Source organism: Streptomyces sp. KL2 (assembly GCF_046529545.1).
Taxonomy (GTDB): Bacteria; Actinomycetota; Actinomycetes; order Streptomycetales; family Streptomycetaceae; genus Streptomyces; species Streptomyces radiopugnans.
On record NZ_CP127170.1, the window covers coordinates 3,867,778 to 3,891,997 of the forward strand.

Annotated in this window: 22 protein-coding genes and 1 tRNA gene; 11 read left to right on the plus strand and 12 right to left on the minus strand. The window is 75.2% G+C overall.

Annotation, left to right across the window (positions count from 1 at the left end; genetic code table 11):
- The first annotated feature begins 102 nt into the window (after positions 1-102).
- From QPK52_RS17480 to QPK52_RS17490, 3 genes are all read left to right on the plus strand, one after another.
- Positions 103-1,047 carry an aspartate/glutamate racemase family protein gene (locus QPK52_RS17480; RefSeq protein WP_410538421.1) on the plus strand — a complete coding sequence of 315 codons (945 nt, stop codon included), beginning with the start codon at positions 103-105 and terminating at the stop codon, positions 1,045-1,047.
- A gap of 96 nt (positions 1,048-1,143) precedes the next feature.
- Positions 1,144-1,938, plus strand: coding sequence for a decarboxylase (locus tag QPK52_RS17485; protein ID WP_410540367.1), 795 nt, complete (start codon positions 1,144-1,146; stop codon positions 1,936-1,938).
- A 75-nt stretch (positions 1,939-2,013) separates the two neighbouring features.
- A complete protein-coding gene (locus tag QPK52_RS17490) occupies positions 2,014-3,168 on the plus strand; it encodes an LLM class flavin-dependent oxidoreductase (protein WP_410538422.1) in 1,155 nt (384 codons plus the stop codon).
- On the opposite strand, the gene QPK52_RS17495 is transcribed toward QPK52_RS17490, so the two are convergent.
- Positions 3,138-4,907 (minus strand): putative bifunctional diguanylate cyclase/phosphodiesterase, encoded by a 1,770-nt coding sequence (locus tag QPK52_RS17495; RefSeq protein ID WP_410538423.1) that lies wholly within the window; start codon positions 4,905-4,907, stop codon positions 3,138-3,140. The two genes, QPK52_RS17490 and QPK52_RS17495, sit on opposite strands and share 31 nt — an antisense overlap.
- Positions 4,908-5,445: 538 nt before the next feature.
- Here QPK52_RS17495 and QPK52_RS17500 point away from each other — a divergent pair.
- Positions 5,446-6,666, plus strand: a complete 1,221-nt coding sequence (locus tag QPK52_RS17500) for a M6 family metalloprotease domain-containing protein (protein WP_410538424.1) — start codon at positions 5,446-5,448, stop codon at positions 6,664-6,666.
- A 132-nt stretch (positions 6,667-6,798) separates the two neighbouring features.
- Here the strand turns inward: QPK52_RS17500 and QPK52_RS17505 are convergent.
- The 6 genes from QPK52_RS17505 to QPK52_RS17530 form a co-directional block, all read right to left on the minus strand.
- A tRNA-Lys gene (locus QPK52_RS17505) sits at positions 6,799-6,872 on the minus strand.
- Positions 6,863-7,510, minus strand: a complete 648-nt coding sequence (locus tag QPK52_RS17510) for a hypothetical protein (RefSeq protein WP_410538425.1) — start codon at positions 7,508-7,510, stop codon at positions 6,863-6,865. The genes QPK52_RS17505 and QPK52_RS17510 overlap by 10 nt, the downstream gene beginning before the upstream one ends.
- A gap of 209 nt (positions 7,511-7,719) precedes the next feature.
- Positions 7,720-8,082, minus strand: a complete 363-nt coding sequence (locus QPK52_RS17515; protein ID WP_093654211.1) for a hypothetical protein — start codon at positions 8,080-8,082, stop codon at positions 7,720-7,722.
- Positions 8,083-8,187: 105 nt separating this feature from the next.
- Positions 8,188-9,465, minus strand: a complete 1,278-nt coding sequence (locus tag QPK52_RS17520) for an AAA domain-containing protein (RefSeq protein ID WP_410540368.1) — start codon at positions 9,463-9,465, stop codon at positions 8,188-8,190.
- Between the two features lie 122 nt (positions 9,466-9,587).
- On the minus strand, positions 9,588-11,123 hold the full coding sequence (locus QPK52_RS17525) for a hypothetical protein (protein WP_410538426.1): 1,536 nt from the start codon (positions 11,121-11,123) through the stop codon (positions 9,588-9,590).
- Complete coding sequence (locus QPK52_RS17530) at positions 11,123-12,181, minus strand: hypothetical protein (RefSeq protein WP_410540369.1); 1,059 nt, start codon at positions 12,179-12,181, stop codon at positions 11,123-11,125. Before QPK52_RS17530 ends, QPK52_RS17525 begins: the two co-directional genes overlap by 1 nt.
- A gap of 443 nt (positions 12,182-12,624) precedes the next feature.
- On the opposite strand from QPK52_RS17530, the gene QPK52_RS17535 reads away from it, so the two are divergent.
- Positions 12,625-13,233 (plus strand): histidine phosphatase family protein, encoded by a 609-nt coding sequence (locus tag QPK52_RS17535; protein ID WP_410538427.1) that lies wholly within the window; start codon positions 12,625-12,627, stop codon positions 13,231-13,233.
- A gap of 22 nt (positions 13,234-13,255) precedes the next feature.
- On the opposite strand, the gene QPK52_RS17540 is transcribed toward QPK52_RS17535, so the two are convergent.
- Positions 13,256-14,764, minus strand: a complete 1,509-nt coding sequence (locus tag QPK52_RS17540) for a hypothetical protein (RefSeq protein WP_410538428.1) — start codon at positions 14,762-14,764, stop codon at positions 13,256-13,258.
- 185 nt (positions 14,765-14,949) lie between these two features.
- On the opposite strand from QPK52_RS17540, the gene QPK52_RS17545 reads away from it, so the two are divergent.
- The 3 genes from QPK52_RS17545 to QPK52_RS17555 all read left to right on the plus strand — a co-directional run bounded on the left by QPK52_RS17545 (position 14,950) and on the right by QPK52_RS17555 (position 17,327).
- Positions 14,950-15,345: a hypothetical protein gene (locus QPK52_RS17545; protein WP_410538429.1), complete on the plus strand. Its 396-nt coding sequence runs from the start codon at positions 14,950-14,952 to the stop codon at positions 15,343-15,345.
- Positions 15,346-15,402: 57 nt separating this feature from the next.
- A complete protein-coding gene (locus QPK52_RS17550; protein WP_410538430.1) occupies positions 15,403-16,281 on the plus strand; it encodes a spermidine synthase in 879 nt (292 codons plus the stop codon).
- Between the two features lie 122 nt (positions 16,282-16,403).
- Positions 16,404-17,327 carry an FAD-dependent oxidoreductase gene (locus QPK52_RS17555; protein WP_410538431.1) on the plus strand — a complete coding sequence of 308 codons (924 nt, stop codon included), beginning with the start codon at positions 16,404-16,406 and terminating at the stop codon, positions 17,325-17,327.
- A 54-nt stretch (positions 17,328-17,381) separates the two neighbouring features.
- On the opposite strand, the gene QPK52_RS17560 is transcribed toward QPK52_RS17555, so the two are convergent.
- Positions 17,382-17,924 (minus strand): hypothetical protein, encoded by a 543-nt coding sequence (locus QPK52_RS17560; RefSeq protein ID WP_410538432.1) that lies wholly within the window; start codon positions 17,922-17,924, stop codon positions 17,382-17,384.
- 96 nt (positions 17,925-18,020) lie between these two features.
- On the opposite strand from QPK52_RS17560, the gene QPK52_RS17565 reads away from it, so the two are divergent.
- The 3 genes from QPK52_RS17565 (at position 18,021) to QPK52_RS17575 (ending at position 20,530) form a co-directional block, all read left to right on the plus strand.
- Positions 18,021-18,728: a response regulator transcription factor gene (locus QPK52_RS17565; protein ID WP_177213818.1), complete on the plus strand. Its 708-nt coding sequence runs from the start codon at positions 18,021-18,023 to the stop codon at positions 18,726-18,728.
- 63 nt (positions 18,729-18,791) lie between these two features.
- Positions 18,792-20,210 carry an ATP-binding protein gene (locus QPK52_RS17570; RefSeq protein WP_410538433.1) on the plus strand — a complete coding sequence of 473 codons (1,419 nt, stop codon included), beginning with the start codon at positions 18,792-18,794 and terminating at the stop codon, positions 20,208-20,210.
- A 107-nt stretch (positions 20,211-20,317) separates the two neighbouring features.
- A complete protein-coding gene (locus QPK52_RS17575; RefSeq protein ID WP_410538434.1) occupies positions 20,318-20,530 on the plus strand; it encodes a hypothetical protein in 213 nt (70 codons plus the stop codon).
- 193 nt (positions 20,531-20,723) lie between these two features.
- On the opposite strand, the gene QPK52_RS17580 is transcribed toward QPK52_RS17575, so the two are convergent.
- The 3 genes from QPK52_RS17580 to QPK52_RS17590 form a co-directional block, all read right to left on the minus strand.
- Positions 20,724-22,175 carry a GH1 family beta-glucosidase gene (locus tag QPK52_RS17580; RefSeq protein WP_410538435.1) on the minus strand — a complete coding sequence of 484 codons (1,452 nt, stop codon included), beginning with the start codon at positions 22,173-22,175 and terminating at the stop codon, positions 20,724-20,726.
- A 76-nt stretch (positions 22,176-22,251) separates the two neighbouring features.
- A complete protein-coding gene (locus QPK52_RS17585; protein ID WP_410538436.1) occupies positions 22,252-23,184 on the minus strand; it encodes a carbohydrate ABC transporter permease in 933 nt (310 codons plus the stop codon).
- Complete coding sequence (locus QPK52_RS17590; RefSeq protein ID WP_410538437.1) at positions 23,181-24,197, minus strand: carbohydrate ABC transporter permease; 1,017 nt, start codon at positions 24,195-24,197, stop codon at positions 23,181-23,183. Before QPK52_RS17590 ends, QPK52_RS17585 begins: the two co-directional genes overlap by 4 nt.
- Positions 24,198-24,220: the final 23 nt, after the last annotated feature.

Sequence of the window (24,220 nt, forward strand, 5' to 3'; positions counted from 1 at the left end):
CTTCGTCAACGAAGGCATCTGTCCCGGCGTCCCGGCTGTCCTCCGCCGGCTTTTCCCCCGTCAACGGCCCTTGGCCGCCCCTACCCTCTTCAAGGGGTGCTCATGGATGTCTCGTTCCTCGGCGGTCCGCATCCGCAGCGCGGAGTCGGTGTCGTCGCCCCCTTCGACTTCGCACTCGACCGCGAACTGTGGCGGTGGGTCCCCGACGACGTCTCCCTCCACCTGACCCGTACTCCGTTCGTCCCCGTCGAGGTGAGCCTGGACCTGGCCCGGCTCGTCAGCGAGCACGAGACGCTGCGGGAGGCCGTCCAGGCGCTGTGCGCGGTGGCGCCGGAAGTGTTGGCGTACGCCTGCACCTCCGGCTCCTTCGTGGGCGGCACGGGCGGGGAGAGGGCCATGTGCGCGGCCATGGAACTCTCCGGGGAAGTCCCCTCCCTCACCACCTCGGGCGCCCTGCTGGAGGCGCTGGAGGAACTCGGCGCGCGGCGGGTCGCCGTCGTCACCCCGTACACCCGGTCGGTGACCGACTCCCTGGAGGCCTTCCTGGGCGAGGCCGGGATCGAGGTCACCGGCCGCAGCTATCTGGGGCTGACGCGGGAGATCTGGCGGGTGCCGTACCGGGACGTGGTCGACATGGCCCGCGAGGCCGTGGTGGACGCGCCCGACGCCCTGTTCATCAGCTGCACCAACCTGCCGACGTACGACGTGATCCCGCAGTTGGAGGCGGAGCTGCGGATGCCGGTGCTCTCCGCCAACCAGGTCACCGTCTGGTCGGCGCTGCGCCGCATCGGCAAGGAGGCGGTCGGCCCCTACCAGGCGCTGCTCGACCCCGTGGCCCGGCGCGGCCCGGCGTCCATGTCGTCCCTGCCGCCGGGGCCGCCCGTGATCCCGGACGGCGCGGCGGAGTTGGGGAGCGCCGCGGGGGTGCCGGGGCCGTCGGCCGAACGGGAGCCGGAGCCCGCGGTAGCCGGGACGGAGCCGGAGGCGGCCGAAGGCGCGGAGCCGCCGCCCTTTCCCGACGACCCGGGCGGACTGCCGCTCCTGTGACCCGCACCGCGGCCCCGCCGCCGCGGGGAGGGGACCACCGCAGAGGAAACCGAGGAAGAGGAGGACCGGATGGACTGGACGGGCCGGACGGGCCGGATGGAAGAGGCGGAACGGGCAGAGCGGGCGGAGCGGACCGCGGACGTCGTCGGTTTCCTCTATCCCGGGCACTCCGCCGAGGACGAGTACCCCCGGCTGGAGGCGATCCTCGGCGAGGTCGCCGCCTCCGTCCGGCTGCCGCTGGTCCACACCGACATCGGCGAGGACGCGCACCGCGTGGACGCGCTGCTGGAGATGGGGTCCACCGCCCGTCTGTCGGCCGGGACCGGGCGGCTGCGCGAGCAGGGCGCCCAGGCGGTGGTGTGGGCGTGCACCAGCGCCAGCTTCGTCTTCGGCTGGGACGGGGCGCACGAGCAGGTGCGCGAACTCTCCTCGGCCGCCGCGCTCCCCGCCTCCAGCACGTCCTTCGCCTTCGCCCACGCCGTACAGGCGCTGGGGGCCGAGCGGGTCGCCGTTGCCGCCACCTACCCCGAGGACGTGGCCGAGCACTTCAGGGCCTTCCTCAAGGCGGCGGGCGCCGAGGTGGTGTCGGTGCGCGGCGCCGGGATCGTCACCGCCGCGGAGGTCGGCACCTGGGGCCGCGAGGAGGTGCTGGCACTGGCCCGCGCCGGCGACCATCCGGACGCCCAGGCCGTACTGCTGCCCGACACCGCCCTGCACACCGCCGCCTGGATCCCCGAGCTGGAGGCGGTGCTGGGCAAGCCGGTGCTCACCGCCAACCAGGTCACCGTCTGGGAGGGGCTGCGCCTGCTGGACCGCACGGTCTCCTGCCCGGCGCTGGGGGCGCTGTTCGACGGCCGGGCGCTCGCGGAGCCGCTGCTCCTGCGGGAATAACGGGCGGGCCGTGCGGGCTGTGCTCTTCCGGCGCGGACGTTCCGCGGCACACGCACCACGAGGAGGCAGCCCGCGATGGACCCGGTCAAGGACGCGGACGCGAGGAACGGCGGACAGACGGGCGGACACGTCGGTGACCCGGTGAGGGGCGCCGCGCAGGGCACCGCGCCCGTCCCGCTGTCCGTGCTCGACCTGGCCACCGTCGGCGCCGGCCGCACCGCCACCGACGCCCTGCGCACCTCCGTGGAGATCGCGAAGCTGGCCGAGAGCCGGGGCTACCACCGGCTGTGGGTCGCCGAGCACCACTCCATGCCCGGGGTGGCCAGCTCGTCGCCCGCCGTCATCCTGGCCCACCTCGCGGCACACACCGAGTCCATCCGCCTCGGCTCGGGCGGGGTGATGCTGCCCAACCACGCGCCCCTGGTGATCGCCGAGCAGTTCGGCACCCTGGAGGCGCTCGCCCCCGGCCGCATCGACCTGGGCCTGGGCCGCGCCCCCGGCACCGACGGGGCGACGGCCGCCGCGCTGCGCCGCACCGACCGGCCGCACGAGGCGGCCGACGACTTCCCGCGGCAGCTGGCCGAGCTGATCAGGTTCCTCGACGACGACTTCCCCGACGGCCATCCCTACGCCCGCATCCACGCCGTCCCCGGCCCCGTGCAGGGCCGCGTGCCCGGCGGGGTGCAGCCGGCGGACCGGCCGCCGGTGTGGCTGCTGGGCTCCTCCGGCTTCAGCGCGCAGCTCGCCGGGAGCCTGGGCCTGCCCTTCGCCTTCGCCCACCACTTCTCGGCGGCCAACACCCTCCCCGCCCTGGAGCTGTACCGCTCCTCCTTCCGCCCCTCGGACGTGCTGGACGAGCCGTACGCCCTGATCGGCGTCTCGGCCCTGGCCGCCGAGGAGGAGAGGGAGGCGCACCGCCAGGTGATGACCGGCGCGCTGTCGATGCTGCGGCTGCGCACCGGGCGCCCCGGCCTGGTGCCCACCCCCGAGGAGGCCGAGGAGTACGAGCGGGGCATGGGCGAGCTGGAGCGCGACTTCGTGCGCGGCTGGCTCGCCAACGTGGTGTACGGCACGCCCGGGCAGGTGCGCGACGGTCTCGATGCGCTGGCCAAGCGCACCGGGGCCGACGAGCTGATGATCACCTCGCAGTCCCACGGGGCACCGGCGCGGCTGCGCAGCTACGGGCTGATCGCCGACGCCTACGGACTGCCGTCCGCCACCAGCAGCTGACTGATGCGGTCCGGCGGCACCGGCTTGGAGTAGTGCCAGCCCTGGCCGGTGTCGCAGCCGATCCGCCGCAGCCGGTCGGCCTGGGCCGGGCCCTCGACGCACTCGGCGGTGACCGTCAGCCCGAGGTTGTGGGCGAGCTGGACCAGCGAGGTGACGATCGTCTCGTCGGCCGGGTTGAGGGAGCGGGCGGTGCGGAAGCCGCGGACGAACGTTCCGTCCAGCTTCAGCCCGCGCACCGGGAGCCTGCTGAGATAGGCGAGGTTGGAGTAGCCGGTGCCGAAGTCGTCGATCGCGATGCGCACCCCCATGTCGGACAGCGCCTGGAGCGCCTTCAGCGGCCGTCCCGCCGAGCCCATCACCGCCGACTCGGTCAGCTCCAGCTGGAGCAGCCCCGGCGGCAGCCCCGTCTCCTCCAGGATCGCCGCGACGTCGGCCACCAGGTCCGAGTCCCACACCTGCCGCACGGCCACGTTGACGCTGACGTACAGCGGCCGGCCGGGCTGCTGCAGCTGCCAGCGGCGGGCCTGGCGGCACGATTCGGCCAGGATCCAGCGGCCCAGCGGCACGATGGCGCCGTTCTCCTCGGCCAGTCCGATGAACCGGTTGGGGGCGAGCGTGCCGAGCCTCGGGTGCCGCCAGCGCACCAGCGCCTCCACCCCGGTGAGCGTCTCGTCGTGCAGGGAGACGATCGGCTGGTACTCCAGCGCGAACTCGCCGCGCTCCAGCGCCGGACGCAGGGTGCTGGACAGCGCCTGGCGGGTCATGCGGTGGGCGTTGCGCTCGGGGTCGAAGAGCGTCCAGCGGGCCTTGCCGTCGGCCTTCGCCCAGTAGAGCGTGGTGTCCGCGGCCTGCATCAGCTCCGTGGCGGTGGTCCCGGCGGCGGGCCGCTCCACCACACCGATGCTCGCGGAGACCGCCAGCCGCTGCCCGTCCAGGTCGAACGGCTGCTGGAGGGCGGCGAGCACCTGCTCGGCCAGCTCGGTCAGCGGCTGGGTGCCGGTGGACGCCTCGGCGAGCAGGGCGAACTCGTCGCCGCCCAGCCGCGCCACCAGGTGCCCGCCCGGCTCGGCGCACCTGCGCAGCCGGTCGGCGACCGCGTCCAGGAGGCGGTCGCCCACCCGGTGGCCGAGGGTGTCGTTGACGGCCTTGAAGCCGTCCAGGTCCAGGTAGCACAGCCCGATCCGGCCGGTGGTGGACTCGGCGAGCGCGGTGGACAGCCGCTCGAAGAACAGGGACCGGTTGGGCAGTCTGGTGACCGGGTCGTGCATCTGAAGATGGCGCAGCCGCTCCTGGAGGTCGCACCGCTCGCTGATGTCGGCGACGGTCAGCAGGGCGGTGCCGCGGCGCCGCCCGGACCGTGCGGCGGGCTCGCCGGTGGGCACCACGGTGACCCTGGCCCACACGGAGCGGCCGTCCCCGTGCTTGAGGCGGCGGGTGCAGCTCATGGAGTCGCTGCGCCCCTCCAGCACGGCCTGGCACTCGTCGCGGGCCCGGTCGTCGATGCCGAGCCCGGTCAGGGCGGCGACGGGGGTGCCGGCGAGCTCGGCGGCGGGGGAGCCCAGAAGCTGACCGAGCGCGTGGTTGGCGGCCAGGACGCGCCCCTCGCCGTCGATCACCGCCATCGCGAGGCCGGCGGCCTCGAAGGCGGTGCGGTAGTCCGCCGGACCGAGGGGAGGGCCGGAGGGCGGGCCGGGAGGGGCGGGCGCCCGGAAGCCCGCAGGATCATCACTCTCGGTCACGGCGGGGGTCGTCGTGCCCGGACTGTCACCCGGTTTCCTGCCCGGTCCGTCGAGTGGTCCATTCACCGATCGCTCCCGCGGGGGACTCGTCTCGTGTAGGTGGCCCGGGCGGCGGGCCGGTGGTCGTCGTGGGGGTGTCCGCCCTGGAAATGTGCCGATCATAGAGGCTTATCGGGCGGTCGAGCCAGTGTCGCGCGGAGTGTTCCGGATCCGTGCGGCGGACTCCTGGGACGCATTTTCGAGCGGCTGATCGTTCCTGCGCGGCAGCTTCCCGCAGGCGACCGATGATGACCGATTGTTACGCACGGTGATCCTGTGGGGTCTCACTCGTACGGCTTAGCGGAACGGGGCACGCGGGCACAGGAAGGCACACAGTGGGTGCCGTGCCCCTCCCCGGGGGCGCCGTGCCCCGACACCACCGCGGGAGGACGATGTGCGGCTTACGCGCAGGGCCGAGTGGACCGGAGGGGGGCGGAACGAGCCCGTGTTCCGGCCGGGCGGCTCCTGGCCGGGCCCCCGGTCCCGCAGGACCGGGGCGGTGCTCACGGCGTTCTCCGCACTGGTCGGCACCAGCCTGGTCACCGGACCGGTCGCCGTCGCGGCCGGCGCCGACTCCTGCGCCCTGGAACGCACCGCACTCCACCACTCCGAGGGCCTGGACACCTGGAACCCGGCCTACCCCCGGCCCCTGGGAGAGCTCGACGCGCTGATGGTCTTCCTGTCCTTCCCCGAGGCCCGGCCCGCCACCTCGCCCCGTGCCCTGGCCGCCGACTACTTCCCCGACACCTCGGACTTCTTCGAGCGCGCCTCCTACGGAGCGTTCGAGCTGCGCCCGCACGTGACCCCCCGCTGGTTCGAGATGGCCGCCGACTCGCGGGCGTACGGGATACAGCGCGACTGGGAGCCGGACCTGCGCGGCGCCTACCTCCACGACGCCGTCGCCGCGGCCGACCCGCACGTGGACTTCGGCGACTACGACATCGTCTACCTCGTCGCCGACCCCGACGCGCCGGGCGTGAACTCCGACGCCACCAAGGTCGTCAACCTCGAGGAGCCGATCACCGTGGACGGCGTCGAGCTGCACCGGGTCGTGACGGTCTTCGAGAAGAACCCGCCGGACCGCAACGTCCTCGCCCACGAGACCCTGCACATCTTCGACCTGCCCGACCTCTACCACCAGCCCGAGGACGGCGACGGCGACTGGGACACCCACGTCGGCGACTGGGACATCATGGGCAGCCAGTTCGGGCTCTCCCCGGATCCCTTCGGCTGGCACAAGTGGAAGCTGGGCTGGCTGGACGGCGGCCAGGTCGACTGCCGGGCCGAGGCCGGCACCAGCCGGCACACCCTGCGGGCGATCAGCGCACCGGGCGGCGGCGGACCGGGCGGCGGCTCCGACACCCGGCTGATCGCGGTCCGCACGGGGCGCGGCGAGGCGCTGGCGATCGAGGCGAGGGAGCCCAGCGGCAACGACGTCACCTCCTGCACCAGCGGCGTACTGGTCTACCGGGTGCGCAACGACGTCCCCTCGGCGCAGGGCCCCGTCAAGGTGGTCGACGGCCACCCCGGCACCGGGGCGTGCGACCGCGTCTCGGTGTACCCGCCGCTGGCCGACGCGCCGCTGGGCCCGGGGGAGGACGTGGACGTGGACGTGGACACGGGCACGGTGCGGGTGGAGGTCGTGGACCGCACCGAGCGGGGCTGGCGGGTGGAGGTCACCGTGCGCGGAGTGCCGGGCCCCGGCCCCGGGATGGTGTGAGCGGGCTCCGGGATCCCGCCGTCCGGGCCCGCTGCCCTGGAGTCCCGGGCGGCGGAAGCCCGGAGCCGGAGGCCCGTACGCGGGTGTGACGCCGGAAGGCCCCCGCTTCCGCGGGGGCCTTCCGGTTGTCTGTACGCCGCCAGGGACTCGAACCCCGGACCCGCTGATTAAGAGTCAGCTGCTCTAACCAACTGAGCTAGCGGCGCCTGTTGACGTGGTAAACCTTAGCACCCTGATCCGAGGGAGCGGAAATCGGTTGATCACGGCCGCCGGCGAGCCCCCGGCCGCCCTCGCGGACGGCCCGCACGCAGGCCCACAGCAGCGCCTCGGTGCCCGGCAGCCAGGGCTTGCGGACGTCCGGGGCGACCAGCCAGCGGGTGGTGGGCGGGCAGCCCTCGCCGGGCACCGGCGGAGGGATGGTCACGGCGTCGCCGAGGCCGTAGCACAGGAGCGGGGGGATCGTTTCCGCAGCGCCGCCCGTACCGTCCGCGCGGCCGCCGGTCCCGGTCCCGGCGGCACCCTCCGGGGCGGACGAGCCCCGCCACTCCCGCCAGCGCAGCAGGGCCGGCAGCCGCTGGGCGGTGCCGGGCTCGGCGAACAGGAGCATCCGGCCCGCGTGGAGCGCCACCGGGCCGGTGCCAGGCCCGGAGGTCCACAGCCGGTCCAGCATCCGGCGGCCGAACAGCGTGCCGACGCTGACCACGTCGAAGGCGGTACCGCAGGGCAGGGTGCTCGGGGCGCCGGGGCGCACCGCCCACAGGGCGTGGACGCTGCGCGGGAAGGCGCTCGAGGAGGCGAGCCACTCGGCTCCGGCAGGGGTCACATAGGCGGCGGGATCACTCATGCCCCCAACATCTACCGGCAACCTGTGTACCGTCCCTGGAAATCCGCGAAAACGGGACGCGGCGCGGCGGCGTCGGGTATCTTCCGCACCCGCATATGCCCCGGGCGTAGCCGTGGCCGCCGCAGTGGCCGCCGCAGTGGCCGCCACCGCGGTTCACCGCATCCCGGCCGTCCCACGTCCGCCGTCACCCCGCGCGGCACCCCGCGCCGTCACTCCGGGGTGCGGTCCCGCATCAGCTCGCGGCCGAACTCGATCATCTTGCGGGCGTAGTCGGCCGTCCACTCGGCCCGCTCGGCGATCGCCTCGTCCGGCAGCCGGTCGAAGCGCCTGGGGTCGGCGAGCTGCGCCGCCGCCACGGCCTGGAACTCCATGGCCCGGTCCGCCGCCGCGCGGAAGGCCAGCGCCAGTTCGGTGGCGCGGCCCAGCAGCTCGCGCGGATCCTCGATGGACTCCAGGTCGAAGAAGTGCTCGGGGTCCGCGGCGGCGTCCGGCGGCTCGAAGAGCAGCGGTGCGGGGCGCCGATGGCGCGGCTCACCGCCGCGCCGTTCCGGAGCCGGATTCGGCTCGGGCATGGAGATACCTCCGTCGGTCGTGGGCAGCGTTCCATTGTCCATCCTCGTGCCCGCCCGGCGCGGGTCCGAGCGACCGGCCCCTCCCGGCCGCCCCGTGCGGGGCGCTCACCAGGGCACGGTGTGCTCCGCCAGATGGGCCAGGACCGCGTGGTTGGCCTCCCAGCCGTCCGGGAACTTGACCGTGACGCCGAGCTGGACCGGCTCGGCGGAGGGGTACTCGTCCAGCAGCTCGGGGACGCCCGCCCGGCACACCACCACACAGGCGTGCCGGTGGCGCGAGGCCAGCACGCACAGCCGCCCCGTCTCCAGGTGGAAGGCCGTGGCGTCCGGGCGGCCCGACAGCGGATGGAGCACCACCGTCACGTCGAACTCGCGGCCCTGGAGCCGGTTGGCGGTGTCCACCGCGACATCCGTCACACCCAGGGAGGCCAGCGCCGCGCGGACGGCCGCCGCCTGGTCGCGGTGGGCGGTGCCCACCGCGATCCTCTCCGCCGTCACCGGGGAGGGCTCCCCGGAGCGTCCGCCGAACGCCTCGCCGCCTCGCTCCAGCAACCGCCGTACCACCGCCGCCACGGCCGCGACCGCTTCCGGGTCGGTACGCGGGGTGTGGCGGGCGGGCAGCTCCAGCAGCCCCCATCCGGAACCGGCCGCCTCGTCCAGCACCCTGTCCACACGGGAGCCGTCGGAGGGCACCGTGAACTCCAGCCGCCGCTCGCCCGGCCCGGTACCGCTGCGGAACGGGGTGTAGGGGTAGAACGCCCTCGACACCAGCGGCGCGGCCGAGGCGGGCAGCCGCCAGGAGACCGGCAGCCGGTGCACGGGAAGGCCCGGGTTGTGCGCCAGCAGCGTGGTCACGGCGCTGGCCGACGGGTCGTACGACAGCCCCGCCCACTGCTCGGCGCCGACCTGGCTGAACGGGTCGAGCTGGCCGGGATCGCCCACGAACAGCGCCCGCTCGAAGAGCCCGGCCACCGACAGCAGCGCGTCGGAGCGCATCTGGTACGCCTCGTCCACGATGGCCTGCTCCCACGGCCCGGCGCCCCTGACGTGGGCCCACTTGGCGGCCGTGGAGACCACCACGTCCAGCCCGGCCAGATCCGCGGCCTTCGACGACTTCACCACCGACGGGTGGCGGTCCAGCACCGGGGAGTAAGGCTGCGCCTCGCTGCTGTGCAGCCGTCCCACCGGCAGTTCCGGTTCGGCGGTCGCCAGCCGGTCCACGAGGTCGTCGACCTGGGCGTTGGTCTGGGCGACGATCATCAGCGGGCGGCCCGCGGCGGCCAGCTCCCGGGCGGCGCTCACCACCAGTGTGGTCTTGCCGGCGCCGGGCGGCGAGTCCACGACCACACCGCGGTGGGCGCCCGAGAGGACGTCGCGCAGGATCGCGCCGGTCGCCGCGGCGGCGGCCGCACCCGGGTCGGGCGCTGCGCCGGTCCCGGCCCCGGCTCCGGTTTCGGTCCCGTCGGGGGATGCGGTGCCGGCGGGGGCGCCGGCCGGGGTGCCGCTCACAGCAGGTCCTCCGGCGTCACGGGGTCGGGCGCGTCCAGGGCGTCGGGGTCGGGCGGGCCGCCGTGCGTCCACGGCGTCTCCTCCGGGTCCGGCAGGTCCGGCCCGCCGCGCGGCGCGTGCTCGAACAGCGTCCAGCACACCGTCTCGCCCTTCTCCGGCACCGAGCCGGCCTCGGGCTCCCTGCCGCGGCCCATGCCGCCGATCAGCCGTACCGTCAGCAGCCCCGGCTCGGGGGATCCGGCGAACGTCCCCGGCTGCGGCTTCCCGCTCTCCAGGGCCCGGTGCAGCCGCTCGCCCCCCTCCAGGTGCGGCCGGTCGGCGGTGCGGACGGTGACCAGCGGGCGCGGCATCGGACGCTTCCCCGACGAGTACGCCATCTCCACCTCGACCACCTCGCCCTCGAACGCCTCCCCGGCCATCCGCCGCTCCGCCATCACCAGCGGGTCGTCCAGCGCCTCCTGGGCGGCCAGCTCCGCCTGGGCCGTCTCCCGGGCGGCGAGTTTGCGGGCCGCCGTCACCGCGTCGTCGCGCCTGGGCTGCGGCGGCTCTCCGGCGCGCACCCGGTCGCGGTGGGCGGTGTAGGACCAGCGGTCCCGCTTCCAGCGGTCCGCGACGTGCGCGCCCGGCGGCAGCGCGCGCAGCAGGTCCAGGCCCTGCCACACCGCGTCCCAGGTGGGCCGCAGCTGGGAGGCGACCAGTTCGCGGATCTCCGCCTCGGCGCCGGGCAGCCCCGCGTCGTACCGCGCGACGGCCGGGGCCAGCCTGCGGTTGTCGAAGGCCGGATCGGTGGCCGGGCCCGCGGGCGGGGTCAGCAGCAGCCCGTCGCGGTCGCGGGCCAGCTCGGCGCGGAGGGCGGCCTCCGCGCCCGACTCGCCGTCCCCGGCGGTGATCCAGGCCAGCAGGGCGCCCAGGTGCTGGTCCTCCAGGCGGCTCTGGCCCGTGGCCCAGTGGCGGCCCAGCACTTCGGTGACGGCCAGCAGCAGGGAGGAGCCCGGCACCCGGGCCCGCTCCCCGTAGTGCGTCAGCCACCGCCCCAGCAGCGGCAGCCGGGGCGGGGCGGGGTGGGCGGCCTCCGGGTCCTCCTCGGCGGTGCGGCGGAAGCGCATGGACCGGCCCAGCAGCCGTACGTGGTCGACGCCCGCGGCGCTGGGCACGACGAGCTGCGGCGCGTCCGCGCACAGCTCGACCTCGACCTTCGTCCTCCTCCCCGTCTCCGGGTCGGTCTCGGAGCGCTCGACGAGCTCCACCCCGTCCTGCGCGGACTCCAGATGGGGCAGTACGGCGTCGGCCAGTTCGGCGAGGAAGGCGAAGCGCAGTGTGCGGTCGCGCGGCTGGGGCACGACCAGCAGGCGCGGCGCGTCCCGGTCCGTCCCCACCATCGCGCCCAGCGGGGCGCCGGCCTCGCCGGCGGTGGTCAGCGGCACCAGGACCAGGGGCCGCTCGGCCAGGTGCCGGTGGCGCACCGTCGCCACGGGCTGTGCCCGGCCCGTGGCGGCTGCCTCGATCCGGGCCAGGGTGGTCACCAGCGACATCAGGACCTCCCCGCGGCCGCGAGGGCCTCGGCCCGCAGCAGGGCCGCGCGGCGCAGCGCGGCGGCGGCCGGGTTCGCGGCGGCCTCTTCCGGAGGGCCGTCCGCGGTGTCGCGCGCCTCGTCGCGGGCGGCCGTCAGGACCGCTCCGACCGTGGCCAGTCCGCCCAGTTCCCCGCGGACCTCGCGGCCCAGCACCTCCACCGCGCCCCCGGACCGGGCCCGGTCCCGGCAGTGGAAGGCCAGTTCACAGGTGGACAGGCACTGCGGCGCGTAGGCGGCCGGAACCGACTCGACGGAACCGGCCAGTTCGGCGGGCGGGCGCGCCGGGTCGAAGGTGGCGCCCTCGGGCAGCGCGGCGGCGATCTCCTCCAGCCGCGTCAGCCGGGCGAGCTGCCGCCGGGTGGTGGCGATCTGCCTGCGCAGGTCGACCGCCTCGGCGGTGGGCAGGTTGGAGAAGTCCTTCGGGCAGACCAGCAGCGCCCGCTCGTCCACCCGGCCGCCGAGCGCCTTCAGCGCCAGGGCGTAGACGGCCGCCTGCCGGGCCGCGGCGCCGACCTTGGCCGGATCGGCCGAACCGTCCAGGATCGGGAAGGACTTGATCTCCACCACCGTCCAGCGCCCGTCCGGGTGAACCGCCACCGCGTCGGGTTCCAGGTGGACGGGGGATCCGGCCACGTCCAGCCGCACCATCGGGTGGTCCAGCAGCGTCCAGCCGCCGTCGGCCGTCGCCCGCTCCAGCGCCTGCCGGGTGCGCTCCGCGCGCCCGGCGGGGCCGGGCGCCGACAGGTCGGGTACGGACACCCCGCCCGGTTCGGGGGCCGGGGTGTCCGCCGCGGCGGTGCGCGCGTGGACCAGTCGCATCAGTTCGGCGCCGCCGTCCCCCTTCACCCGCGCCTCGAAGGCGTGGCCGCGGACGAACGCGAACTGCGACTGCCCGAAGGGCGCGGGGGAGCCCAGAGCCTCCGCCAGCGCGCCCTTGTCCACCCCGGCGCCGTCCAGCAGCGCCCGGCGGCGGCAGCCCGGGTTGGCGGCCAGCGCGGCGAGCGCCCGCGCGTCCATCGGCCGGGGTGCGACATCGGCGCCGCGCAGCTCGGCGAGCCGCCGGCGCAGGGCCGTCGTCGGTTGGCTGTCGGAGTTGTGGCTCACCCGCGGAAGTGTGACATCCGCCTGTGACACATGTGGAGTTGAGGTCGCGCCGAACCGGTGGCGTACGCCACCGGTTCGGCGGCGTACGCGCCGTGGACCACGGCGGTCAGCGGCAGTTCGGCCCACCACCGAAGCCGTGCGCGGGCCGTCGCGGACACCCCCCGGCTCCCGCGGCCGGCCGCACCGCACGGCCCGCACGGCCCGCACGGCCCGGACGGCCGTACGGCGGTACGGACGCGGGGAGGGGAGGAGGACGCGAGGGGAGCGGCAGGGGGTCGAGCGGTGCGCGGGCCTGGCGCGCGATGATGGTCGTGAGCCCGGCGGCGGCGCCGGGAGCCCCTTTCGAAAGGCATGGAATGGCAGCGCGCATCCTCGCGGTCCGGCACGGCCAGACCGCATGGTCCCGGTCCGGGCGGCACACCGGCCGCACCGACGTCCCCCTGCTGGAGGAGGGACGCGGCATGGCGGAGGCGCTGGGGGAGCGGCTGCGCGGCGCACCCTGGGAGGGGCTGCCGGACGCCGAGGTCCGCACCAGCCCGCTGTCGAGGGCCAGGGAGACCTGCGACCTGGCGGGTTTCGGGGACCGGGCCGCCGACTGGGACGCGCTGCTGGAGTGGGACTACGGCGCGTACGAGGGGCTGACCCCGGCGGGCATCAAGGAGCGGGCGGGCCAGGACTGGCTCATCTGGCGCGACGGCGTGGTGGACGGCGAGCGCCTGGAGCAGGTCGCCGCCCGCGCCGACGAGGTGGTCGCCTGGGCGCGGTCGGCGGAGCGGGACGTGCTCGTCTTCGCGCACGGCCATCTGCTCAGGGTGCTGGGCGCGCGCTGGCTGGGCCTGGACCCGTCCTTCGCCGCGCGGCTGCGCCTGGACGCGGGAGCGCTGTCGGTGCTGGGCTGGGCGTACGGGGAGCCGGCCGTCGAGAGCTGGAACGACCGGGGCCACCTGGACCTGCCGGGGAGGTGAGGAGGGCCCGATCGGGCCGCCGTCAGGCCGACCGGGCGCCCGCGGCCGGCTCGGTCCGCCCCGCCGGTCCCGCCGGTCCCGTCCGCCCTTCCCGTTCGGCCAGGCGGTCCAGGAAGTCCGCGACGGCCGGGACGCCCCGGTGGTGGCGCAGCCGCCGGGCGGTGCCGTCGAGCATCCCGCTGACGCGGGAGGAGCGCACCTGCCCGAGCAGGTCCAGCACCCGGCCCGCGGACCCGGCGGCCTCCTCCACCTCGCCCCCGCCGGCGAGGTCGTCCGCCAGTTCGGCGGTGAACAGGGCGGTGTTGCGGGCGAAGTGCGAGTCCTGGAGGACCACCGCACGGCGCGCGCGGCGTGCCGCGCGCCCCCATTCACCCAGCGCGGCCCAGCACTGCGCCTCCAGCCCGTTCAGTTCGGCCTCGCCGTAGAAGGTCATCCACTCCGGGTCGGCGTCGCAGGCGCCGCGTTCGAACAGCGTCCGCGCCCGGCCGATCGACTCCTCGCAGGCGGTGCGGTCCGCGAGGAGGGCCCAGCCGCCCGCCTCGCGCGCCGCCAGCAGCGACAGCAGCCGCGCCGAGCCCAGGTGGCGGGCGATGTGCTGCCCGGCCTGCGCGGCCCGTACCGCCTCCCGGGGGCGCCCGGCGTCGCGGGCGAGGAAGGAGGTGTTGCAGAAGGCGTGCGCCTCCAGGGCGGGGTCCCCGGCCACCCGGGCGATGGCCAGGGCCTCGGCGTAGTGCGGGCGGGCCTCGGCGAGACGGCCCGAGTCATGGGCCAGCCAGCCCACGGAGAGGGCCAGTTCACCGGTCCCGGAGTGCAGCCGGTCGGCGGTCGGCTGCCGCCGGGCGCCCGCGTCCAGCAGGTCGTACGCGGCCCGCAGCGCGCCGCCGGCCCGGCGGTAGAGGCCGTCGGCGCCGTACCGGTCGTCGAACAGCCGGATGTCGCGCACCGTCTCCTCCACGGCCGCGGCCTCGGTCCCGCCGGGCCGGCCGCTCCGGGCGGCGGCCGGGGCCGTGGCGGCGGCCGGGTGTGCCAGGGGCCCCAGGGACACCGCCGCCACGGCGGCCGGGCCGCCGGTCATGAACGCGCGACGCAGCACGTGGCTCTCCTCGTCGGTCGGGCGATCGTCCGGGCTGTGGACCGGATCGCGGGTCGGGCAGGGCGGCTCCGAGTGGGTGGAGCCGGGGCGCATACGGGCGTCTTCGGGCGCGCCGGCGGTGTCGTACGCCCCCCGTCCGCGCGCGGTGCGCCCGCGAACCGCCTGACGGGGCTCGAAGCCCAGGTCGGTGAGCGAGTACCCCGGGTACATGTGCAGGAACACGCGCTCGTAGGCGTAGTTGGGGCAGCGGATCTCCCCGGCCTCCACCCGCCCGACGTACCGGGCGTCGCAGGAGACGTTCTCGCCTATCTCCCGGGCCGCTCTGCGGACGGCCGCCGCGAACTCCCCGGGCGAGAGCCGCCCGCGCAACCGCCGGAAGGCCAGATTGGGCTGGCGGCCCGGACCCGCCGGCGCTGAGGGTGACGGTGACGACGCCATGGCCGGGACCGTACCGGCTGCCTCACGGAAGATACGAGATGTTTTGCCGACAAACGGGATATCCAACACGTGATCTGCCATGAACTGCCATCCTTTGCGGCGGCATTACGCCGTAGCGGTTGACAGACCGGTTCGTTGAGCCTCGTGTAGCGAACGTGGAGGACGACCCAGGAGGAGGTTCCCCCGTGCTGGACACCGGCTGCGAGACCGGCGGCGGTCCGCCGTCCGCCGGAGTGCCGGACGCGCCCTGCGAACTGGTGACCGTGCCCGCGCGGCACGGCCTGGAGGCCGTCGACATCCTGCGCCTGCGCGAGAGCGTGGGCCCGGTGCTGCACGACGGCGCGGGCGGCACCCTCGGCTTCCTGGTGCCGCCCGGCACCGCGGAGGACTGGGACCTGCCGGGCAGCGTCTGCGCCCCGGCCCACCGCCGCTCCGGCCGCCCCGCCGGCCTGCCGCCGGCCGGCACCGGATGGCTGGTGCCCCCGGAGAGCGCGCAGACGGGCACCACCGAGCCCGCGCGGCTGCGCGCCGCGCTGAGCGAGGCGGCCCGGACGATCGCCGCCGCCGAGGGCGGCGCCTGAGGGAGCGGGCGCGGTCCCACGGGGCGCGGGTGGGCCGCACGGGTGATACTTGACCGTGTGGCGAGGAACGGGCGGCGGCGCGAGGGCGGCAGGCGGACCAGGGAGCCGGTGAGCGAGCCGGTCGACGGCGGACTGGCCCAGCTCCTGCCGGACCCGGACCGGCCGCGCGCCTGGACGCTGCTGCTCGACGGCGCGCCGCAGTCCCATGTGGACCTCGACGACCCGGCGTACCTGGAGTTCGAGTACCAGCGCAGGATCGGCCACCTGATCGACCTGGCCGCGCCGCCCGGGCAGCCGCTGCGGGCGGTGCACCTCGGCGGCGGCGGGCTCACCCTCGCCCGCTACACCGCCGCCACCCGGCCGCGCTCCACCCAGCAGGTCTTCGAGGCCGACGCCGCGCTGACCGCCCTGGTCCGCCGCGAGCTGCCGCTGGAGGGCGCCTGGCGGATAAGGGTGCGCGGCGGCGACGCCCGTGCCGGGCTCGCCAGGCTCCCCGAGGGCGGGGCCGACCTGATCGTCGCGGACGTCTTCGGCGGCGCCCGCACCCCCGCCCACCTGACCAGCGGGGAGTTCCTCGCCGAGGTCCGCCGTGTGCTGCGCCCCGGCGGGCTCTACGCCGCCAACCTCGCCGACGGGCCGCCGCTGGCCCACCTGCGCGCGCAGGTCGCCACCGCCGCCGCCGTCTTCCCCGAACTGTGCCTGATCGCCGACCCCGCCGTGCTGCGCGGGCGGCGCTTCGGCAACGCCGTCCTGGCCGCCTCCGACCGGGCGCTGCCCGTCGCGGAGCTGACCCGGCGCGCGGCGGGCGACCCGCACCCGGGCCGGGTCGAACACGGCCGCGCGCTGGCCGACTTCACCGGAGGCGCCGCCCCCGTCACGGACGCCACCGCCACCCCCTCCCCGCAGCCGCCCGCGCGGGTCTTCCACCGGCGCTGAAGCCAGGCCCCGGCTCCGGCACCCGGATCCGGCCCCCGGGACCGGCACGGAACCCGCACCCGGATCCGGCCCCCTGCGGCGAATCCCCGCGCCGCACGAGGCTCCGGTGCTGGAATGTCCCCATGACCACCACACCGCCCCGCACCGGCGACACCGACCTGGTCGTCGTCGGCGGAGGCCCGGCGGGCTGCGCCGCCGCCCGGACGGCCGCGGGCGTGGGGATGCGCTCGGTGCTGGTCGAACCGGACGCCTTGTGCCGCACCCTGGCCCGCATCCCGGTGCTGGACAACGTCCTGGGCGGCTTCACGAGCGGCCCGGAGCTGGCCGGCGCCGTCACGGCGGACCTGGAGCGGACCGGGCCGTGCCGCCTCGAACTCGGCCGCCGCGTCACCCGGATCCGCGCCGGCGACGACCGGGTGACCGTCACCCTGGACTCCGGCGGCCGCCTGACGGCCCCGTACGCGGTCCTGGCCACCGGCGTCGGGCCGCTCCGGCCCGCGGACGCGCCCTGGATCACCGCCCCGGCCGGCCTCGCCCCGCCCCCGCTGTGGGAGGTGGAACCCGGACGGGCCGAGGGCCGCACCCTGCTCGTCCTCGGCGGCGACCGCCCGCTGGGCACCTTCCTGCGCGCCAACCCGGACACCGGCACCCGTCTGCTGGTGGCCCACCCTCCGGGCGACGACTACAAGGTGGAGGAGATCCGCGACGACCCCCGCGTCACGCTCCTGCCCGTCGGGCACCTGGTCCTGCGGACCGGCGGGGAGGCGGCGGTCACGGCCGAGACGACCGGCCGCGACGGCGGGCGGGCCGTGGTCCGCGCGGACGCGGTCGCCGCCAACATCGGCAGCGCCCCCGCCGCCCCGGCCGGCGACCTCGTCCGCGACGCGGCGGGCTACTGCCCGCCGGAGCGCCAGCACCCCCGCGTCCTGGTCGCGGGCGATGTGCGATCGTCCCGCTTCCAGCGGATCATGACGGCCATGGGCTCGGGCGCCGAGGCCGCCCTGCGCGCCTACTACGCCGGCCGGAATCCGCCCGCGGGGGCCTGAGCCGGCCCCGGGCGGCACACCGTGGGGAGTCCCGCCGCCCCGGCCCCCGGGCCGTCAGCCCCCGTGCTCGTCGACCGTCACCTGCGGCCGGGAGCCGTGCCAGACGCAGAAGACCGACGACGACTCCTCGCCCCGGCTGAAGGTGACCCGTATCCACCCGCTCTCCTGCCAGACCCGCATCTCCCAGCCGGGATTGGGGGTGGCGGAGACCAGGCCCGCCGAGTCCCGGCCCAGGTCGAAGGCGACCCGGCCGCCGCGAACCTCGCGGCTCTCCACGTTCCCGGACCCGCCGCCGGCGCGCGTGGCGCCCCCGCCCGGCCCGGCGTCCCGGCGGGCCCCGCCGGAGCCGCGCGAGACGGAGGGCCTGGACGCCTCGGGGGAGTGGGCGGTCGAGGAGGGCCTGGGCCTCCGGGTGGAGGCGGTCTCCGGCTCGGGGCGCGAGGCGGACGGCGCCGGTGCGCCCGAGGTGATCGGCAGCGCCCGCGGCAGGTCGTACGCGGTGCCCGACACCACGGTGTGCACGCCGAACCAGGACAGGGTCACCGCCGATCCGGTGGCCAGCACCCACGCGCCCGCGTGAACCAGTCCTCGTCGCATCCCGCGCACCCTAGCCGCTTTCGCCGCGCGCTCGCGGCCGTGCCGCTCCGTCCGGTGCCTCCTTGGCATGTCCGCGTATGCCGTAACGTGCCGCCCATGGCACGTGTGCTCGTCGTCGAGGACGACCAGTTCGTACGCTCCGCCCTGATCAGGCACCTGACGGAGGCATCCCACACCGTGCGCAGCGTCGGGACGGCCCTGGAGGCGCTGCGGGAGGTCGCGCACTTCGGGTTCGACGTGGTGATACTCGATCTCGGGCTGCCCGACCTCGACGGGGCCGAGGCGCTGAAGATGCTGCGCGGGATCACCCAGGTGCCCGTGATCATCGCCACCGCGCGGGACGACGAGGCGGAGATCGTCCGGCTGCTCAACGACGGTGCCGACGACTACCTGGTCAAGCCGTTCTCCGTGGAGCACCTTTCCGCCCGGATGGCCGCCGTGCTGCGCCGCGCCGGCACGGGCGCCGCGGCGGGCGCGGAGGCGGACCGGGCGATACGGGCCGGGGGACTGGTCATCGACCCGCTGCGGCGGCAGGCCGAACTCGACGGACGCCCGCTGGACCTGACCCGCCGGGAGTTCGACCTGCTGGCCTTCCTCGCGCAGCGCCCCGGGGTCGTCGTACCGCGCAGGGAGCTGCTGGCGGAGGTCTGGCAGCAGAGCTACGGCGACGACCAGACCATCGACGTCCATCTCTCCTGGCTCCGCAGGAAGTTGGGCGAGACCGCGGCCAACCCCCGCTATCTGCACACACTGCGCGGTGTGGGGGTCAAACTGGAGCCCCCGCGGGAGTCCTCGCGGGGATGAGCCCGGCCGGGGCCGCGGGGCCGCGGGGGAACGGGGCGGCCGAGGGAGAGGAGAGGGGGGCCCATGAGACGGGCGCTGGTCAAGGTGTGCATCGCCGTGACCGCGATGGTCGTGGTGGCCTTCGCCGTGCCTCTGGCCCTGGTGGTCAAGGAGATGGCCCGCGACCGGGCCTTCACGGGCGCCGAGCGGCTGGCCGCCTCCGTCACCCATCTGCTCGCCGCCACCGGGGGCGACCGGGGCCCGCTCCAGCGCGGGCTGGCCAGCATGCCGGCGCAGGCCGCCGGGCGGATCGCCGTGTACGCGCCCCCGGGCCGGGAGGACGGGAGCGCCGAGATCGGTGAACGCCGGGTGGACGAGGGGAGGTTGCGGTCCATCGCCCCCCTGGAGGGGGCCACCGTCGTGCCCGTCGAGGGCGGCTTCGCGCTGCTCCAGCCGGTCGTCACCGAACGGTCGGCCGTCGTCGAGGTGTTCGTGCCCGAGGACGAGGTCACGGGCGGTGTCGCCACCGCCTGGCTCGTCCTGGCCGGTACCGGCCTCGCGCTCGTCGTCGCGTCCGTCGTCATCGCCGACCGGCTCGGCACCCGCATGGTGGGCGCCGCCGAGCGGCTGGCCGGGGCCGCCAGGGAGCTGGGCACGGGGCGGCTGGCGGTGCGGGTCCCGGTGGAGGGACCCGCCGAACTGCGCCTGGCCGCGGCCGCGTTCAACTCCATGGCGGACCAGGTCGCCCAGTTGCTCGCCAACGAGAGGGAGCTGGCCGCCGACCTCTCCCACCGGCTGCGCACCCCCCTGACCGTGCTCCGTCTCAACACCGCCTCGCTCGGCGACGGCGACGCCGCCGAGCAGACGCGCGCGGCCGTCGCGCAGTTGGAGCGGGAGGTGGACCACATCATCCGCACCGCGCGCGAGCAGCGGTCCCAGCCGGCGGACGCGCCGGGCGGCGGCGCCTTCTGCGACGCCTCCGAGGTGATCCGGGAGCGGATGGACTTCTGGTCCGCGCTGGCCGAGGACGAGGGCCGCGAGGCGGAGCTGGCCGGGGTCGGGGAGCCGGTGCGCGTCCCCGTGGCCCGCGCCGACCTCGCAGCCGCCCTCGACGCGCTGCTCGGCAACGTCTTCCGCCACACCCCGGAGGGCACCGCCTTCGCCGTGGACGTCCACCGTGCGGCCGCCGGCGACTCGGTGATCGTGCTGGTCTCCGACGCGGGGCCCGGCATCGACGACCCGGACGCGGCGCTGCGGCGCGGCCACGGCGACGGCGGTCCCGGTTCGACGGGCCTGGGCCTGGACATCGTGCGGCGGGTGGCGGAGTCCACCGGCGGCGACGTGCGGATCGGACGCTCGGTGCTCGGCGGGACGGAGGTGCGGCTCCTGCTGTCCTCGGACGGAGGGCACGCCCACGGAGCGAGCCGCCGGCGCGGACACGGAGTGCGACGGGGCGTGCGCCGAAGGTGGCGGTTCCTCAGCCGTTCCGTAGACCGGCCTTAAGGGAGCCATAAGTTCCCGGACACTTGTCCGGAACGGGCGGTTCGCCGGAATCGCTCTCGCTAGCGTGCTCCCTGTCCACGTTCCCCACGGATCGAGGCAGGAGCGCAATGAGGAGTATCGCCGCACAGTGGCGCCGCCCGGGCGGGCGGCGGCAGCCGATCGCCGACGCGGCCGTGGCGGCGATCGTGGCGGCCGGCGGGCTGGTCCTGGCCGGTACGGCGACGGCGGAGCCGGGTCCCACACCGTCCGCCGCGGCGACCGCGCACCCGTCCGCCGCGGCGGACGGAGCGCGGCAGGGCGCCGCGCCGTCTCCCCGCTGACTCCCGGCCCGGTCCCCACCGGCCTTCACCGGCTTTCACCGGCAGGGGCCCCGGCCCGCACGAACCAGCCACCCCCCACGACAGGCGGGGCGCAGCGGTCTCCACCCCCACACCCGCTGCGCCCCGCCCAATTCCCCCGGGCCGGTCTGCCCCGGTCAGGCCCTCCGGTCAGACCGCCCGGCCGCCGGGGACCTCAGTCGGCCACCGGGTCTCCCACCGGCTCCTCCAAGGCGTCCGGCGTCCGGAGTGCGGGCAGCTCGCCGGTCCGGGCGACCTCGGCGTACCACCGGGCGCTGGACTTGGGGATGCGGGCCAGGGACTCGAAGTCCACGTACACCGTGCCGAACCGCTTGCTGTAGCCGTACGCCCACTCGAAGTTGTCCAGCAGGGACCACAGGAAGTAGCCGCGCACGTCGGCGCCGTCGGCGATCGCCCGCTGGACGGTGCCCAGGTGGCTGTGGAGGTAGGCGATGCGGTCGGGGTCGTGGACGGTGCCGTCGGGGGACGGCTTGTCGTCGCAGGCCATGCCGTTCTCGGTGATGTAGAGCGGGATGCCGCCGGTCTCGCGGTGGTAGTGCATGAGCAGGTCGTGCAGACCGGTCGGGTCGATCGTCCAGCCCATGTCGGTGGTCTCGCCCGGGGTCTGGTGGAAGGCGATGTCCTCCGCGGCCGGCCAGGGGGACTGCTCGCCGCCGCCGTGCCCGTCCCGGCGCGGCAGCTTCCGGTCGGCGGAGGCCGAGACCAGGGTGGGGGTGTAGTAGTTGATGCCCAGCGCGTCCAGCGGCTGGTGGATGTCCGCCAGGTCGCCGTCCTTGACGAAGCTCCAGTCCGTCAGGCGCGAGGTGTCCTGGATCAGGTCCTCGTCGTACACCCCCCGCAGCATCGGGCCGTCGAAGATCCGGTTGGCCAGGGCGTCGATGCGCCGCCTGGCGTCCAGGTCGTCGGGGTCGTCGGTGAGGGCCCGGACGGCGGCCGGGTTGATGCTGACGCCGATCTGCGCGCGGCCGGGGAGGGCGGCGCGCAGGGCCTGGGTGCCCAGTCCGTGGGCGAGGTTGAGGTGGTGGGCGGCGCGCAGCACGTCGGCGTGGTCGGTGCGGCCGGGGGCGTGGACGCCCGAGCCGTAGCCGAGGTAGGCCGAGCACCAGGGCTCGTTGAGGGTGGTCCAGCGCTCCACGCGGTCGCCGAGCGCGCCGGCGACCAGGGAGGCGTACTCCGCGAACCGCTCGGCGGTGGCGCGCTCCGGCCAGCCGCCCGCGTCCTCCAGCTCCTGCGGCAGGTCCCAGTGGTACAGCGTGATCCAGGGGGTGATGCCCTTGGCCAGCAGCTCGTCGACCAGCGAGCGGTAGAAGTCCAGGCCGCGCTGGACGGCGGGACCGCGGCCGGTGGGCTGGACGCGGGACCAGGAGATGGAGAAGCGGTAGGCGTTGAGGTTGAGGTCCGCCATGAGCTGCACGTCGTCGCGCCAGCGGTGGTAGTGGTCCACGGCGACGTCACCGGTGTCGCCCCCGAGCACCTTGCCGGGGGTGCGGCAGAAGGTGTCCCAGATGGACGGTGTGCGGCCGTCCTCGTCGGCCGCGCCCTCGATCTGGTAGGCGGAGGTGGCCGAGCCGAACAGGAAGTTGGCGGGGAAGGAGGATTGGCTCATATGGGAGCGCTCCCATCAAAGGTTGTACGGAAGGGGGATGACGTGGGGGGCTGAGAGACGGGGAACGGGCTGCCGGTCAGCCCTTGACCGCCCCCTGCATGATGCCGCCGACGATCTGCTTGCCGAAGACGGTCAGGATCAGCAGCAGTGGCAGGGTCCCCAGCAGCGCGCCGGCCATGATCACCGACTGGTCGGGTATGTAGCCGCGACCCAGACCGGTCAGGGCGACCTGGACGGTCGGGTTCTGCTGGGTCAGCGCGATGATCGGCCAGAAGAAGTCGTTCCAGGCCATCACGAAGGTCAGCATGCCGAGCACCGCCATCGCGGGCCGGGCGGCGGGGAAGACCACGTGCCACACGATGCGCAGACTGCTGGCGCCGTCCACCCGCGCGGCCTCGATCAGCTCGGTCGGCAGAGCCTCCAGCAGGTACTGCCGCATGAAGAACACGCCGAAGGCGCTGACGAAGGTCGGCAGGATGACGGCCTGGAGCTGGTTGGTCCACTCCAGCTCCGCGATCGCCATGAACAGCGGTACCACGCTGAGCTGCGGCGGCACCATCATGGTGCCGATCGTCAGCATCAGCAGCAGGTTCCGGAAGCGGAACCGCAGTTTGGCGAACGCGAATCCGGCGATCGTCCCGAACAGCACGGTGCCGATCGCGATGGACCCGGCGACGATGGTGGTGTTGAGCAGCGCCAGGCCCATGTTGGCGTCGGTCCAGGCGATGCCCAGGTTCTTGAAGAGGTTGCCGCCGAACCAGAAGGGCGGCGGCATCTCCGCGAGCCGGGTGTTGTTGCGGGAGGCCGCGACGGCGGTCCAGAACAGCGGGAAGAGCGCGATCACGGTGACGAGGATCAGCACCGCGTACGTCAGTTTGCCGCCGTGCAGCGTGCCGCCGGCGCCGCCGGCCCGCCCCCGCGTGCGGCCGCGGCCGGTGCGGTGGCCCGTCCCGCCGGGCTCGGGCGCCGTCCGCGGGGACGTCGCGCGGTCGGAGTCCAGCACGCTCATGAGCGCCTCCTCGCGGTCTTGCGGCCCAGCTCCCGCTTCTGCATGCCGCGCGAGATCAGCCAGTTGACCAGCGCGATCAGCACCAGGATCAGGAACATCATCCAGGCGATGGCCGAGGCCCGGCCCAGGTGCAGGTTGACCCAGCCCTGCTCGTACAGGTACAGGCCCAGGGTCTGGTACTGGTGGGCCGGACCGCCGTTCGCGCCGCCGCCGGGGTTGAACAGCAGGGGCTCGCCGAACAGCTGTGTCGCGCCGATCGTCGAGACGACGACCGTGAACAGGATCGTCGGCCGCAGCGCGGGGATGGTGACGTGGACGAACTGCTGCCAGCGCGAGGCGCCGTCCAGCGCCGCCGACTCGTACAGGTCCTTGGGCACCGCCTGCATGGCGGCGAGGTAGATGAGGGTGTTGTAGCCGGTCCAGCGCCAGATCACGATCGCGGAGATCGCGAGGTGGGAGGTCATGCCCTCGTGCCAGTTGACGGGGTCGATGCCGACGAATCCCAGGAACCAGTTGATCATGCCGTAGTCGCGGCCGAAGAGCACGACGAAGACGAGGGTCGCCGCGGCCACCGAGGTGGCGTAGGGGGCGAGCATGGCAACGCGGTAGAACGTGGCGCCGCGCAGCTTGTAGTTCAGCAGGTGGGCCAGCCCGAGCGCGATCAGCAGCTGGGGCACGGTGGAGATGATCCCGATGCTGAAGGTGTTGCGCAGGGCGTTCCAGAAGAACTCGTCCTCCAGCAGCCGGGTGAAGTTGTGCAGCCCGGCCCACTCCATGTCGGTGGGGGCCGTCAGCGACACCTTGTGCAGTGACGCCCAGCCCGTGTAGAGCAGCGGGAAGAGGCTGAAGGCCCCGAAGAACAGGAAGAACGGGGCGATGAAGCCGTACGGACTCCACTTCACGTCCCGCTGGTACCAGCGGCTGCGGCGTGCCCGCCGCCGGTCCTCGCGGGAGGAGGGAACGTGTTTGTGGCGCGGGGCCGCGCCCCCCTGCTTGACGGGGGGCGCGGACACCGGCGAACCGGTAGTGGTCACTT

Bases quoted from the DNA above. Each gene is read 5' to 3' on its own strand.
- QPK52_RS17480 (WP_410538421.1), top strand. From the start codon at position 103: ATGGATGTCTCGTTCCTCGGCGGTCCGCATCCGCAGCGCGGAGTCGGT.
- QPK52_RS17485 (WP_410540367.1), top strand. From the start codon at position 1,144: ATGGAAGAGGCGGAACGGGCAGAGCGGGCGGAGCGGACCGCGGACGTC.
- QPK52_RS17490 (WP_410538422.1), top strand. From the start codon at position 2,014: ATGGACCCGGTCAAGGACGCGGACGCGAGGAACGGCGGACAGACGGGC.
- QPK52_RS17510 (WP_410538425.1), bottom strand. From the start codon at position 7,510: ATGAGTGATCCCGCCGCCTATGTGACCCCTGCCGGAGCCGAGTGGCTC.
- QPK52_RS17515 (WP_093654211.1), bottom strand. From the start codon at position 8,082: ATGCCCGAGCCGAATCCGGCTCCGGAACGGCGCGGCGGTGAGCCGCGC.
- QPK52_RS17525 (WP_410538426.1), bottom strand. From the start codon at position 11,123: ATGTCGCTGGTGACCACCCTGGCCCGGATCGAGGCAGCCGCCACGGGC.
- QPK52_RS17530 (WP_410540369.1), bottom strand. From the start codon at position 12,181: ATGGACGCGCGGGCGCTCGCCGCGCTGGCCGCCAACCCGGGCTGCCGC.
- QPK52_RS17535 (WP_410538427.1), top strand. From the start codon at position 12,625: ATGGCAGCGCGCATCCTCGCGGTCCGGCACGGCCAGACCGCATGGTCC.
- QPK52_RS17540 (WP_410538428.1), bottom strand. From the start codon at position 14,764: ATGGCGTCGTCACCGTCACCCTCAGCGCCGGCGGGTCCGGGCCGCCAG.
- QPK52_RS17555 (WP_410538431.1), top strand. From the start codon at position 16,404: ATGACCACCACACCGCCCCGCACCGGCGACACCGACCTGGTCGTCGTC.
- QPK52_RS17560 (WP_410538432.1), bottom strand. From the start codon at position 17,924: ATGCGACGAGGACTGGTTCACGCGGGCGCGTGGGTGCTGGCCACCGGA.
- QPK52_RS17565 (WP_177213818.1), top strand. From the start codon at position 18,021: ATGGCACGTGTGCTCGTCGTCGAGGACGACCAGTTCGTACGCTCCGCC.
- QPK52_RS17570 (WP_410538433.1), top strand. From the start codon at position 18,792: ATGAGACGGGCGCTGGTCAAGGTGTGCATCGCCGTGACCGCGATGGTC.
- QPK52_RS17575 (WP_410538434.1), top strand. From the start codon at position 20,318: ATGAGGAGTATCGCCGCACAGTGGCGCCGCCCGGGCGGGCGGCGGCAG.
- QPK52_RS17580 (WP_410538435.1), bottom strand. From the start codon at position 22,175: ATGAGCCAATCCTCCTTCCCCGCCAACTTCCTGTTCGGCTCGGCCACC.
- QPK52_RS17585 (WP_410538436.1), bottom strand. From the start codon at position 23,184: ATGAGCGTGCTGGACTCCGACCGCGCGACGTCCCCGCGGACGGCGCCC.